We start from the raw sequence: 12,396 nt of genomic DNA, 5'->3' as shown, positions 1-12,396 counted from the left end.
TCATTTATGCTAAATCACCTGCAACAAGAGGAACAAACCGGACCATTTCAATCTCTTCCGAATGAAACGATTCCCCTCTTCGTGTAATCTTCAACAATGTCTGCTCATTATCTCCAACAGGTATCACCAGGCATCCATTTTCAGCCAGCTGTTCCAGCAAGGCCTGAGGAACAGAAGCAGCGGCGGCTGTCACAATAATCGCGTCAAAAGGGCTCTTTGCCTCCCAACCTTGCCACCCATCGCCATGCTTCATCGAAACATTATAAATATCCAGCTTTCTCAGACGACGTTTAGCATCCCATTGCAGGGATTTAATCCTTTCAATAGAAAACACATGATCAACTAACTTTGCCAGAACTGCTGTTTGATATCCAGAACCAGTTCCAACTTCAAGCACACGACTACCAGACGACAAATTTAACAATTGCGTCATTTTAGCAACAATGTAAGGCTGAGAAATGGTTTGCCCCAGTCCTATCGGCAGAGCATTATTATCATAAGCCTGATGAATCATAGCCTGAGAGACAAAGTACTCTCTTGGCAATTCACGTATTACTTCCAATATACGTTTGTCATCAATACCGCTTCTGACAAGAAAATGAACCAACTTATCAGCGAGTGGATTTGACATGGCACCTACCCTTTTAACCAATCAGTCATACGAATTATTGACTCGTGAGCAGTCAAGTCAACCTGCAAAGGAGTCAAAGAAACATAGCCATGATCAACAGTATAAAAATCTGTTCCTTCTCCGGCATCCTGTTCTTTTCCCGGTGGCCCTAACCAATATATATCGTGGCCTCTTGGATCTTTCTGTCTGATCATCGTTTCTGCATGATGGCGGGCACCTAACCGTGTCACCAAAGTCCCGGCAATATGCTCATAAGGGATGTCAGGAATATTTACATTTAATAATCGATTCGTTGGAACAGGCGATTGAATATGTTGCAATACCAACTCACGTGCAATTTGTGCCGCTGTATTAAAATGTGTTTCGCCCACCAGGGAAAAAGCAATTGATTGTACACCTAAAAAGTGCCCTTCCATCGCAGCAGCAACAGTCCCCGAGTACAACACATCATCACCTAAATTCGCACCATGGTTAATACCACTCAAAACTAACTCAGGTAAGTTGTCCCTGAGTAGTTCATTCAGAGCGAAATGTACACAATCCGTCGGTGTTCCCTGAACCGAGTATGTGTTTGGTGCTATCTCATTAACACGTAAAGGATGCTCTAAGGTTAAAGAGTTGGATGCTCCCGAGCGATTACGATCTGGCGCAACAATAATAATTTCCGCAATGTCTCTCAATGCATCTGCCAGAATGCGGATTCCCGTGGCATACACACCATCATCATTACTCAACAAGATTTTCATTCAAAAACTCTCTCCACAGAGATAGATTCAATTAGTTCTCTTAAAATCGAGGTCGCAAAGCAACCTGAATCCAGTGAAAAATCTAATATAACCTCATTCTCTTTCACCTTCCAATTCAATTGCTTAGGCTTTAGAGATATATTCCGCCGATCATGCCGCATACGATTACCGCGGATTAACTTCATTAAGTCGGGCTCCGCATCCAAACAGGCCTGCTCTAAAGATAAAACCCTGTCTTTAGTTGGTAAATCATTATCACCGGCTAAAGCCGCAGAAATGCCTGCAAGGTCACCTGACAGCTGGTGATTTAACTCAGACAAATTATCAGGTGTCACCAAGACTGATTCACCATGCACTAAAGCGATATCGCCACAAATCAACTGGCTGAACAGTTCCTGATGAATTCTCTCAGATACAATATGGTTAAAAATCCATGAACGGGCTGCCGATAAGTACAAACTGCGTTGAGACTGACTACGGGTACGTACATTATCCCGCCCCCAGCGTCTGGCTTCATGGACATTATTTCCATCCTGTCCAAAGCGCTGAGTACCAAAATAATTTGGCACACCATGAATCTGAATTAATTCCAGCCGGTGCAAAATATCATCAACATCAGAAACCGATGTGAGCGTCACCTGAAAATGATTTCCTTTTAATTCTCCAGGCCTTAATTTTTTCCGGTGGCGGGTTACTTCAAGTATTTCAACCTGCGGATAGCGGGCAAGAAAAGCCGAAAAATCTGGCTTATCCACTTTGGGTAAATAAATACTCAACCATTGTTCTGTCACAGCATGACGGTCTTTCAGACCAGCCCAGCTTACATCTTTCGATTTAACACCACACGCTTTTGCCAGTTCATTAGCGACAAAACGAGTGTTCTCTCCCGTTTTCCGAATACGCACAAAAACATGCTCTCCATGCCCGTCGGGAGAAAAGCCTAAATCTTCAGTAACGATAAAATGCTCAGGTTTCTCTTTAAATTTGGCTTTTGCCTGTGGCTGACCATATAAATAAGCTAAGTCAGCCAAAATATCATTTGACATGAATACGCCTCTGCAAATAGACATCAGGAATTTTGACACAACAAGACAACAGCTTCACACGCGATGCCTTCTTTTCTTCCGGTAAATCCCAACTTTTCGGTCGTTGTCGCTTTAACATTTATGCGGCTGATATCCGTCTCCAGATCTTCAGCAATCACTTTCTGCATCATTTCGATATAAGGTGCCATCTTCGGCGCCTGTGCAATAATTGTAATATCGGCATTACCGAGCTGATAGCCGACTGCTTTCACTTGCTGCCAGACATTTCTCAACAAAATACGGCTATCAATATCTTTCCAGGTCTCATCTGTATCAGGAAAATGACGTCCGATATCTCCGGCACCGATTGCACCAAGCAATGCATCACTTAAAGCATGCAAAGCAACATCACCATCAGAATGAGCAATAAAGCCAGACTCATAAGGTATAACAACACCACCGATAACCAAAGGGGCATCACTTCCAAATCTATGGACATCAAAACCATGGCCAATTCTTAGCATGTCTCTTCCTTATTACGACTCAAATAAAATGTCGCTAACGCCAGATCTTCTGGCTGAGTAATTTTTATATTATCTGCATGTCCGGTAATTAATCTGGGATGATAGCCTTTCCACTCCAGTGCAGACGATTCATCGGTGACAGCAATACCGCTTGCTTTTGCCTCAATCAGTGCCTGATGTAGCACTGAGGCCTGAAATAACTGCGGAGTCAGCGCATGCCATAACATAGCGCGTTCTACCGTGTGTTTTATATGAGCAGTCTGATCGGAACGTTTCATTGTATCTCTTACCGGGACAGCAAGAATTCCGCCACACTCTTCATCTGACAGTTCATCAACTAACCGGCTGATATCCTCATGACGAATACAGGGACGGGCGGCATCATGAACCATAACCCAGTCAACAGACTGCCTTTCCAGAAGATCACTTAAAGCATTCAAAACCGTATCAGAACGCTCTTTTCCACCGGAAACCCGTCTGACATCGGGGTGCTGCGCAACAGTCAATTGTTCAAAGTATGGATCTTCATCACTGACAGCGACAATAATTTGCCCTGTCGCCGGGTGGGATAACAGCTTATTAATCGTATGCTCGAGAATTGTTTTCCCGGATACTTCCAGATATTGCTTCGGAATATCTGCTTTCATTCTGCGCCCGGCTCCTGCCGCAGGAATAATCACCGGAACAGGTCCTGCTATCATTTACTGAGTATCCTCATTGACAATACGGTAAAACGTTTCACCTTCTTTAATCATGCCCAGCTCATGCCTTGCACGCTCTTCAATCGCATCCAGCCCCTGACGTAAATCATTGATCTCAGCATACATTTGCTTATTTCTGACCTGAAGACGCTGGTTCACCGATTCCTGCGTCTGGATTTCACCGGAAACCTCCTGCAAATCGAAGATTCCGTTTTTTCCTGACCATAATGTATATTGCAACAGGGCTAATAAGATAATTAATGTTAAAGAAAAAATTCGCACGACACGCTCACCAAACTCAGAAATTGTCACGATACCCCAGAGAACACGGAATCACGGATCTCACCCGGAAGATATTACCATGAATTCCGGTTACAACGGATTATCATAAAAATACATGCGCCATCAACAAACATCCCAACAGCATTCTGTATATCACGAAAGGAGTCATACCCATCCGGGAAATTAATTTCAGAAAAAAATGAATACAAAAATAGGCACTAACGAAAGAAACCAGCAAGCCAGTGATCAAAAATTCAAAGTGAATCTCATGGTTTCCGGTGAAGACACCCCAGCCCAGATATCCGGCAGCAAGCGCAATTACCGGAATCGACATCAGAAAAGAAAAGCGTGCGGCCGCCTCTCTGGAAAATCCTAGATACAGTGCTGCCGTAATGGTTGCCCCTGAACGCGACGTACCCGGAATGATCGCCAGTGCCTGAGCCAAACCGATAAACAGCGACTTCTTCCAGGTCATCTGATACTCATTTTTCTGTAGTCTCGCATATCTGTCGACAATCCAGAGCAAAATCCCAAAAACCAGTGTGGTTGTTGCGATCACCAGCGTACTTCTCAGATACAACTCAACAAAATCTTTCATAAAAAAACCGAAGAAACAGGCAGGAATTGTGGCAATCACAATCATCCAGGCCAGCTTCGCTTCTTTACTACGTTCACCTTGCGATATCGATCGGAAAAAAGCAGATAATAGCTGTCTGACTTCATGACGGAAATAAATCACAACGGCAGCTAATGTGCCGAGATGAACTGAAACGTCAAAAACAAGCCCTTGATCAGCCCAGCCGAGTAACGCAGACGGCAGAATTAAATGGGCAGAACTGGAAATAGGCAAAAACTCTGTCAGTCCCTGAATCAGGGCCAGCCAGAACGACTCTGTATAGCTCATCAAATATTACTCACTCACTGAAAACCAGGGACGAACCGCCCTTAATACATCCAGTTGTTCAGCCTGAAGCCAGATATCTCTGACCGTGCGCCCGTCTCCCGGAATGATGAGATCCGGAGATAACTCATAAAGAGGCTGAATAACAAATGGATAATGATATATATCTTTTCTGGGAAGCTGGGGAGAAGTGTCCCGAATCGTATCGCCAAAAAGTATAATATCCAGATCTAATGTCCGGTCCTGATACTTTTGAGCATCAACAGCTCTTCCCCAACGAATCTCAATATTCCTGAGAACTTTAGCGAATACTTCTAATGTTAATGATGTATGGATTTCTACAATAAGATTAAAAAACGATGCACCGTGAAAACCAAGAGAAGGAGATTCGTAAATCGTTGATTGCCTCATAAACTGTCCGAGACCGGACAGCTCATCAACAGCGACTTCAATATGTTTATGTTTATCTACATTAGATCCAATGCTGACATAAACAGAGGTCATTGATGCCCTCTCTCAATTACAACACCCACACTCTTCGCCGCCGGAACAGCGCCGGGTTTCGCGAGACGGATCCGAATCCAGGGCACAGCAAAGCGAGACATAATTAAGGCTGCAACTTCTTCAGCAACCCGCTCTACCAACTGGAATTTACCCCGTTCAACATAATCGATAACCGACTCACTGATTTGGGCATAATCTAACGTATCTTTTACGTTATCGCTTAGTCCCGCAACCATATTATCGTGGCCCATCTCAATATCGAAAATCAGTTTCTGCTTAATACTTTGCTCCCAGTCGTAAACACCAATAGTTGTCACAACTTCCAGCTGCTCGATAAACACTTTATCCATTATTTTCTGACTACCTTTTTGACATATTGGATATATAAATGGCACAAAACATCGTACCATGTGTTACAAGGTCAGATATCATATACTTAATCTGTTTTAAAATGTGAAATTAATATAAATTTCTCATAATAGCCGCCCCCGCTCTAAGGGCTCGCGGTATCATCCATCTTAAATTGACTGACCCAAAGGACATATGACCCCGATAACGCTTCTTATTATTATGGTAGCTTATTTACTGGGCTCAATATCGAGTGCGGTACTTGTATGCAGGATATTCAAAATTTCGGATCCCAGAAACTCCGGCTCCAATAACCCCGGAGCGACAAATGTTTTAAGGATTGGCGGGAAGAAGGCAGCCTGTATTGTCTTACTTTGTGACATGCTAAAAGGCACCATTCCTGTCTGGGGAAGCTACTTTCTCGGTATCGAACCTTTTTATCTGGGAGTCATCGCAATTTCAGCCTGTCTCGGACATATTTACCCGATATTCTTTCATTTTCAGGGGGGAAAAGGCGTGGCAACCGCGATAGGAGCAATCGCCCCCATCGGATTAGATTTGACCGGATGCATTATGGGAACCTGGCTGGTTACCATCGCGCTTTTCAGATATTCATCTTTAGCGGCTTTAACAGCAGCTTTACTGGCCCCGATGTATACATGGTGGTTTAAGCCGCAGTATACATTACCGGTAGCCATGCTCTGTTGCCTGATCATTTTTCGTCACCAACACAATATAAAGCGCTTATTCAGTGGCACAGAGCCAAAAGTCGGCGAAAAAAAAGAGCTATCCTGAAACAGACAGCTCTACTGAATAGCTTTTCTTTATATGTTACCCATCAACCGGGTTTAACTGATCAATCGGCCAGCGTGGTGTTGCCTGTACACTCAGATCTGAAAACTCTTTATTCTTAAGTCGTTGCATTCCCGCATAGGCAATCATCGCACCATTATCAGTACAAAACTCTGTCCGGGGATAGTACACATCACCGCCGACTTTTCGGGCAAGTTCTGCCAAATCATGCCTTAATCTTTGGTTCGCACTCACCCCACCCGCAATGACAATTCTCTTCAAGCCGCTTTGCTGCAAGGCTCGCTTACACTTAATCACCAAAGTGTCACAAACAGCTTCCTGAAAAGCATAAGCAATATCAGCCTGAGTCTGCTCATCATTACCATTAGCTGCAATTGTATTGGCAGCAAATGTCTTCAACCCGGAAAAGCTCATATCGAGCCCCGGACGATCTGTCATCGGCCTGGGAAAGCGAAAGCGTCCGGGTGTCCCTTTTTCAGCCAGTTTTGCCAGCAAAGGGCCACCGGGATAATCCAGCCCCATCAGTTTTGCTGTTTTATCAAAAGCCTCTCCGGCAGCATCATCAATTGATTCACCTAAAATCCGGTAGTCACCAATTTTGTGTACTTCAACCATCATGGTATGACCGCCCGAAACAAGCACCGCAATAAACGGAAACGCAGGCGGTGTCTCTTCAAGCATCGGAGCCAGAAGATGCCCTTCCATATGATGGACAGGCACTGCCGGTACGCCCCAGGCATAAGCCAGGCTTCTCCCGATAGTCGCTCCGACAAGCAGCGCTCCGACAAGTCCGGGACCAGCCGTATAAGCCACACCATCAATATCTTCCGGACGACAGTTCGCATCAGACATCGCCTTTTGAATGAGCGGAATCGTCTTTTTTACGTGATCGCGTGATGCCAGTTCTGGCACAACCCCGCCATAATCAGCATGAAGTTTTATCTGGCTATATAACTGATGCGCAAGCAACCCTTGTTCATCATCATAAATTGCTACACCCGTCTCGTCGCAGGAAGTTTCTATACCTAATACACGCATAATTAATTGAACGCTTCATTATCCCGACATCAAAAGTGGCGCCATGTTACCTTGCCTTGTCCGGACAAACAAATTTTGTTCATCCTTTCACCCATAAAGTACTTTACAAAGTCACTTCATTCAGATTAAAATTCCGCACCATTTTTGATCGCGCTGGTAAATAACCGGGATACTCCGGTCAATGAAGCACCAGCCTTAACGAATAACCCCCGAGGTGAAAGGCATATGCCAGTAGTTAAAGTACGTGAAAACGAACCATTTGACGTAGCTCTGCGTCGTTTTAAGCGCTCTTGCGAAAAAGCAGGTATTCTTTCTGAAGTGCGTCGTCGTGAGCACTATGAAAAACCAACAACCGTTCGCAAACGTGCTAAAGCAGCAGCTCAGAAGCGTCACGCTAAGAAGCTGGCTCGTGAAAACGCACGTCGCGTTCGCTTGTACTAATCACTCCTTATAAGAAGGAATGAGTTATGGCTCTGATTGATCAACTCAAAGAAGAGCAAAAACTCGCGATGAAAGCCAAGGACAAACCGCGCCTTGGCACAATTCGTTTAGCCCTGTCAGCAATTAAACAACGGGAAGTCGATGAACATATCACACTGAGTGATGAAGACATCGTTGTTGTTCTGACAAAAATGGTTAAACAACGTCGCGATTCTGCCGCGCAGTATGAATCAGCCGGTCGTCAGGATTTAGCAGATGCAGAGAACAATGAGATTACCGTTCTCAAAGAGTTTATGCCTCAGCCTCTGACTGATGACGAAGTGGCTCAGCTTGTCAGTAACGCAATTACTGAATCCGGTGCTTCAGGCATGCAGGATATGGGTAAAGTGATGGCAGTCCTGAAACCACAGATTCAGGGTCGTGCAGACATGGGTAAAGTCAGCGGTCTCGTTAAGAGTCAATTGGCTTAACCCACTCTCCTGCGATTTCAAGCCGTGTTATTCTTAGAATACACGGCTTTTTGTATAGACATATAAACTAACCAGGTTCTATGGCTGGATTGATTCCCCGCAACTTTATCAACGACCTTCTCGCACGACTGGACATAGTCGACGTGATTGATGCGCGCGTCAAACTAAAGAAAAAGGGAAAAAATTACACAGCCTGCTGTCCTTTCCACAATGAAAAAACCCCCTCATTCAGCGTAAGTCAGGAAAAACAGTTCTATCATTGCTTTGGCTGTGGTGCTCACGGTAATGCCATCGATTTTATGATGGAGTATGAACGACTTGAGTTTGTTGAAGCGATAGAAGAACTCGCCTCTTCAATGGGATTAGATGTTCCGAGAGAACAAACGTCAATGTCTCCGGGACAGCAACAACGTCCGCAAGCCAATCAAAAACAAAAACGCAGCCTGTATGAATTACTCGAACAGATTGCAGTTTTTTATTATCAGCAACTAAAGAAAAGCTCCGGCAAAGTCGCAATCGATTATTTAAAAGACCGGGGACTCTCCAAAGAAGTCATCCAAAAATTCGGTATCGGCTATATTGCCGATGAATGGGATCTGGTCAGAAAGCATTTTGCGCAGTCACAAGATAGGGAAAAAATGCTGACAGAAACCGGGATGCTGATTGAAAACGACAATGGCCGGCGGTATGACCGCTTTCGGGGCCGGGTGATGTTTCCAATCAGAGACCGGCGGGGACGGGTTATCGGCTTTGGCGGACGGGTGATTGGCGACGGCACACCGAAGTATCTGAACTCACCTGAAACACCTGTATTTCATAAAGGCAAAGAACTTTACGGCTTATATGAGGTTTTACAAAGTCACCGTGAACCACCGCAAATTCTGGTGGCAGAAGGATATATGGATGTTGTGGCGCTGGCCCAGTATGGCATCGATTACTCCGTCGCATCACTGGGAACATCAACCACTGGTGAACATCTGCAGATCCTGTTCAGACAAACCAACGTCGTTATTTGTTGTTACGATGGAGATAATGCCGGCAGACAAGCCGCATGGAGAGCACTGGAAAATGCCCTTCCCTATTTGAATGGGAACAAAACGCTTAAATTCATGTTTTTGCCAGATCAGGAAGATCCGGATTCTTATATTCGCCAACATGGAACCACTGCGTTTGAACAGCAGTTACAGCAAGCGACACCATTTTCTGATTTTCTTTTTCATGGTCTGATGGAGCGAATTGTAGATAACAGCAGCCGGGAAGGACGTTTCCGGGTGGTACACATGGCTGAACCGCTGATTAATTCAGTCCGGGACAATGCATTAAAATTATATTTGTGGGAAGAACTCTCTCTGCGAACAGGACTGAGCAGTACAGCCGTTCAAAGTCACCTGAATAAACAATCTTCAGGGGAACAAAAGCAGCAATTCAGGCCACCAAAAGAAATGAAGCGAACACCAATGAGAGAAGTTATTGCTTTGCTTCTGCAGAATCCCGACTATGCTCAAAGAGTACCAGATCTTTCAAGCATAGAAACACTAGACGTTCCGGGACTAAGTTTATTAGTGGAGGTACTTGAAAAATGCCGAAATTATCCTCATATAACAACAGGCCAGTTACTCGAAGATTGGCGGGGCAGTCAAAACGAAGCGATGTTTTCGCGCCTTGCCAGCTGGGATATTCCTCTCGTTGAAGACAATCAAGAAGAAATTTTTTTAGACTCACTGGATAAAATAATTACCCAGTGTGTTGAAAAACAAATTGAAAATCTGCAGGCAAAAGAAAGAAGCGTCGGTTTATCAGCCGATGAGAAGAGGGAGCTGCTGGCATTGATGCTAGATTTAAAAGCGTAACCCTATTTTATTAGCCAGTAAATGATTAATTTGTTATAATACATGGTTTGCATTTCGCATACTAATTCCGTCACCAGAAATGAAGTTGGATACCGTTTATGGATCAAAATCCGCAGTCACAGCTTAAACAACTTGTTCTTAAAGGCAAAGAACAAGGTTATCTGACCTACGCTGAAGTTAATGACCACCTACCTGCAGAAATCGTTGATTCGGAGCAGGTAGAAGACATTATTCAGATGATTAATGACATGGGTATCAAGGTGGTAGAAACAGCACCGGATGCCGATGATCTCGCTCTGAATGACGACGCTAATATCACTGATGAAGATGTCGCAGAAGCAGCCGCAGCGGCTTTATCAAGTGTTGAAAATGAAATCGGTCGTACAACAGACCCTGTCCGTATGTATATGCGGGAAATGGGTACTGTTGAGCTTCTTACCCGTGAAGGGGAAATTGATATTGCAAAGCGCATTGAAGAAGGTATCAACCAGGTTCAAAGCGCTGTAGCAGAATATCCGGGAACCATTCCATACATCCTGGAGCAATTTGACAAAGTTCAGGCTGAAGAACTTCGCCTGACGGATCTGATTACCGGATTTGTCGATCCGGACGCAGATGAAACAGCGGCACCTACAGCAACACATATCGGCTCAGAACTGACTGGTGCAGACCTCGATGATGAAGACATTCCCATCGATGCCAGTGCCAAAAGCAGTGATGATGACAAAGATGAAGATGAAGAAGATGAAGAGCGCGAAGGCGAATCATCTGATGATGAAGAAGAAGAGGATGAATCTGGTATCGATCCGGAGCTGGCTCTTGAAAAATTCAGTGAGCTTCGTAACAAGTTTCAGGACTACCAACTGGCTGTCAACGAGTTTGGTGATGCCAACCAAAAAGCTTCTGATGCCTCTGAACTGGTTCTCGACGTCTTCCGTGAATTCCGTCTGACACCAAAACAGTTTGATCATCTGGTTGATACGCTGCGTGGCTCAATGGATCGTGTCCGTACACAGGAACGGTTAATCATGAAGCACGTGGTTGAATACGGAAAAATGCCGAAGAAAACCTTCATCTCTCTGTTTACCGGTAACGAATCCAATGAAGCATGGCTTGATGAAGCACTGGCTTCAGATAAACCTTATGTGGATAAAATCCGTAACAGTGAAGAAGACATTCGTCGTTCGATTCAGAAACTGAGAGCGATCGAAAAAGAAACTTCACTGACTGTAAACCGCATCAAAGATATCAGCCGCAGAATGTCTATCGGTGAAGCAAAAGCCCGCCGTGCGAAAAAAGAAATGGTTGAAGCAAACTTACGTCTGGTTATTTCCATTGCGAAAAAATATACCAACCGTGGATTGCAATTCCTGGATCTGATTCAGGAAGGTAACATCGGTCTGATGAAGGCTGTTGATAAGTTCGAATACCGTCGTGGTTATAAGTTCTCAACTTATGCAACATGGTGGATTCGTCAGGCAATCACCCGCTCAATTGCGGATCAGGCACGGACAATCCGTATCCCTGTACATATGATTGAAACGATCAACAAACTGAACCGGATTTCCCGTCAAATGCTTCAGGAAATGGGCCGGGAGCCACTTCCGGAAGAGCTGGCAGAACGAATGATGATGCCGGAAGACAAAATCCGTAAAGTGCTCAAGATTGCGAAAGAGCCAATCTCAATGGAAACACCAATTGGTGATGACGAAGATTCGCATCTGGGTGATTTCATCGAAGATACCACGCTGGATCTTCCGATAGATTCTGCCACATCAACCAGCCTGAAAGTCGCGACCCGCGATGTACTTGCAGGTTTGACACCGCGTGAAGCAAAAGTGCTGCGGATGCGTTTTGGTATCGATATGAACACGGACCACACGCTGGAAGAAGTCGGCAAACAGTTTGACGTTACCCGTGAACGTATTCGTCAGATTGAAGCGAAAGCGTTACGCAAATTACGTCATCCAAGCCGCTCTGAAACCCTGCGTAGTTTCCTGGATGAATAATCAATCATCTCTGTTTTCTGTTTCAAAAGGTGAGCATTAAGCTCACCTTTTTTTTGCCTTCTGATCACAAAAGACTTGTCAAAAACTTCGTTTTGGCTTATTTGTATATACAT

General features: G+C 44.6%; 14 protein-coding genes and 2 pseudogenes. 6 read left to right on the top strand and 10 right to left on the bottom strand.

Annotation, left to right across the window (positions count from 1 at the left end):
• Positions 1-4 precede the first annotated feature (4 nt).
• The 9 genes from OC443_RS03615 to folB form a co-directional block, all read right to left on the bottom strand.
• The gene (locus OC443_RS03615; RefSeq protein ID WP_073580281.1) at positions 5-631 is read right to left on the bottom strand and encodes a protein-L-isoaspartate(D-aspartate) O-methyltransferase; all 627 of its coding nucleotides are present in this window, start codon (positions 629-631) and stop codon (positions 5-7) included.
• A 5-nt stretch (positions 632-636) separates the two neighbouring features.
• Positions 637-1,377: a 5'/3'-nucleotidase SurE gene (gene surE / locus OC443_RS03610; RefSeq protein ID WP_073580283.1), complete on the bottom strand. Its 741-nt coding sequence runs from the start codon at positions 1,375-1,377 to the stop codon at positions 637-639.
• Positions 1,374-2,423, bottom strand: coding sequence for a tRNA pseudouridine(13) synthase TruD (gene truD, locus OC443_RS03605; protein ID WP_073580285.1), 1,050 nt, complete (start codon positions 2,421-2,423; stop codon positions 1,374-1,376). The genes surE and truD overlap by 4 nt, the downstream gene beginning before the upstream one ends.
• A 23-nt stretch (positions 2,424-2,446) precedes the next feature.
• Positions 2,447-2,926 (bottom strand): 2-C-methyl-D-erythritol 2,4-cyclodiphosphate synthase, encoded by a 480-nt coding sequence (ispF, locus tag OC443_RS03600; RefSeq protein ID WP_073580287.1) that lies wholly within the window; start codon positions 2,924-2,926, stop codon positions 2,447-2,449.
• Positions 2,920-3,627, bottom strand: a complete 708-nt coding sequence (gene ispD / locus OC443_RS03595; RefSeq protein ID WP_073580289.1) for a 2-C-methyl-D-erythritol 4-phosphate cytidylyltransferase — start codon at positions 3,625-3,627, stop codon at positions 2,920-2,922. Before ispD ends, ispF begins: the two co-directional genes overlap by 7 nt.
• Positions 3,628-3,909 (bottom strand): cell division protein FtsB, encoded by a 282-nt coding sequence (gene ftsB, locus OC443_RS03590; protein ID WP_073580357.1) that lies wholly within the window; start codon positions 3,907-3,909, stop codon positions 3,628-3,630.
• 103 nt (positions 3,910-4,012) lie between these two features.
• Positions 4,013-4,813: an undecaprenyl-diphosphate phosphatase gene (locus OC443_RS03585; RefSeq protein ID WP_073580291.1), complete on the bottom strand. Its 801-nt coding sequence runs from the start codon at positions 4,811-4,813 to the stop codon at positions 4,013-4,015.
• A gap of 6 nt (positions 4,814-4,819) precedes the next feature.
• On the bottom strand, positions 4,820-5,314 hold the full coding sequence (folK, locus tag OC443_RS03580; protein ID WP_073580293.1) for a 2-amino-4-hydroxy-6-hydroxymethyldihydropteridine diphosphokinase: 495 nt from the start codon (positions 5,312-5,314) through the stop codon (positions 4,820-4,822).
• Complete coding sequence (gene folB / locus OC443_RS03575; protein ID WP_073580295.1) at positions 5,311-5,664, bottom strand: dihydroneopterin aldolase; 354 nt, start codon at positions 5,662-5,664, stop codon at positions 5,311-5,313. Before folB ends, folK begins: the two co-directional genes overlap by 4 nt.
• Before the next feature lie 193 nt (positions 5,665-5,857).
• Between folB and plsY the strand changes: the two genes are divergently transcribed.
• Positions 5,858-6,457: a glycerol-3-phosphate 1-O-acyltransferase PlsY gene (plsY, locus tag OC443_RS03570; RefSeq protein WP_073580297.1), complete on the top strand. Its 600-nt coding sequence runs from the start codon at positions 5,858-5,860 to the stop codon at positions 6,455-6,457.
• A gap of 36 nt (positions 6,458-6,493) precedes the next feature.
• On the opposite strand, the gene tsaD is transcribed toward plsY, so the two are convergent.
• Positions 6,494-7,513, bottom strand: coding sequence for a tRNA (adenosine(37)-N6)-threonylcarbamoyltransferase complex transferase subunit TsaD (gene tsaD / locus OC443_RS03565; RefSeq protein ID WP_073580299.1), 1,020 nt, complete (start codon positions 7,511-7,513; stop codon positions 6,494-6,496).
• 225 nt (positions 7,514-7,738) lie between these two features.
• Between tsaD and rpsU the strand changes: the two genes are divergently transcribed.
• From rpsU to rpoD, 5 genes and pseudogenes are all read left to right on the top strand, one after another.
• Positions 7,739-7,954, top strand: coding sequence for a 30S ribosomal protein S21 (rpsU, locus tag OC443_RS03560; RefSeq protein WP_001145625.1), 216 nt, complete (start codon positions 7,739-7,741; stop codon positions 7,952-7,954).
• Between the two features lie 26 nt (positions 7,955-7,980).
• Positions 7,981-8,424 carry a GatB/YqeY domain-containing protein gene (locus OC443_RS03555; RefSeq protein ID WP_073580301.1) on the top strand — a complete coding sequence of 148 codons (444 nt, stop codon included), beginning with the start codon at positions 7,981-7,983 and terminating at the stop codon, positions 8,422-8,424.
• A gap of 80 nt (positions 8,425-8,504) precedes the next feature.
• Positions 8,505-9,732 (top strand): annotated as a pseudogene (gene dnaG / locus OC443_RS03550) (DNA primase); the annotation flags it as partial.
• A 122-nt stretch (positions 9,733-9,854) separates the two neighbouring features.
• Positions 9,855-10,274, top strand: a pseudogene (gene dnaG, locus OC443_RS26350) (DNA primase); the annotation flags it as partial.
• 98 nt (positions 10,275-10,372) lie between these two features.
• Positions 10,373-12,283, top strand: coding sequence for an RNA polymerase sigma factor RpoD (gene rpoD / locus OC443_RS03545; RefSeq protein ID WP_073580305.1), 1,911 nt, complete (start codon positions 10,373-10,375; stop codon positions 12,281-12,283).
• The last annotated feature ends 113 nt before the right edge of the window (positions 12,284-12,396 follow it).

Source organism: Vibrio quintilis (assembly GCF_024529975.1).
GTDB classification, from domain to species: Bacteria; Pseudomonadota; Gammaproteobacteria; order Enterobacterales; family Vibrionaceae; genus Vibrio; species Vibrio quintilis.
Note: the sequence above shows the minus strand (reverse complement) of the source record. Positions and strands in the feature narration are given on the sequence as shown.

What these genes read in the sequence shown, in the direction of transcription:
- OC443_RS03615 (WP_073580281.1), bottom strand. Translation starts at nt 631, where the DNA reads ATGTCAAATCCACTCGCTGATAAGTTGGTTCATTTTCTTGTCAGAAGC.
- surE (WP_073580283.1), bottom strand. Translation starts at nt 1,377, where the DNA reads ATGAAAATCTTGTTGAGTAATGATGATGGTGTGTATGCCACGGGAATC.
- truD (WP_073580285.1), bottom strand. Translation starts at nt 2,423, where the DNA reads ATGTCAAATGATATTTTGGCTGACTTAGCTTATTTATATGGTCAGCCA.
- ispF (WP_073580287.1), bottom strand. Translation starts at nt 2,926, where the DNA reads ATGCTAAGAATTGGCCATGGTTTTGATGTCCATAGATTTGGAAGTGAT.
- ispD (WP_073580289.1), bottom strand. Translation starts at nt 3,627, where the DNA reads ATGATAGCAGGACCTGTTCCGGTGATTATTCCTGCGGCAGGAGCCGGG.
- OC443_RS03585 (WP_073580291.1), bottom strand. Translation starts at nt 4,813, where the DNA reads ATGAGCTATACAGAGTCGTTCTGGCTGGCCCTGATTCAGGGACTGACA.
- folK (WP_073580293.1), bottom strand. Translation starts at nt 5,314, where the DNA reads ATGACCTCTGTTTATGTCAGCATTGGATCTAATGTAGATAAACATAAA.
- folB (WP_073580295.1), bottom strand. Translation starts at nt 5,664, where the DNA reads ATGGATAAAGTGTTTATCGAGCAGCTGGAAGTTGTGACAACTATTGGT.
- plsY (WP_073580297.1), top strand. Translation starts at nt 5,858, where the DNA reads ATGACCCCGATAACGCTTCTTATTATTATGGTAGCTTATTTACTGGGC.
- tsaD (WP_073580299.1), bottom strand. Translation starts at nt 7,513, where the DNA reads ATGCGTGTATTAGGTATAGAAACTTCCTGCGACGAGACGGGTGTAGCA.
- rpsU (WP_001145625.1), top strand. Translation starts at nt 7,739, where the DNA reads ATGCCAGTAGTTAAAGTACGTGAAAACGAACCATTTGACGTAGCTCTG.
- OC443_RS03555 (WP_073580301.1), top strand. Translation starts at nt 7,981, where the DNA reads ATGGCTCTGATTGATCAACTCAAAGAAGAGCAAAAACTCGCGATGAAA.
- rpoD (WP_073580305.1), top strand. Translation starts at nt 10,373, where the DNA reads ATGGATCAAAATCCGCAGTCACAGCTTAAACAACTTGTTCTTAAAGGC.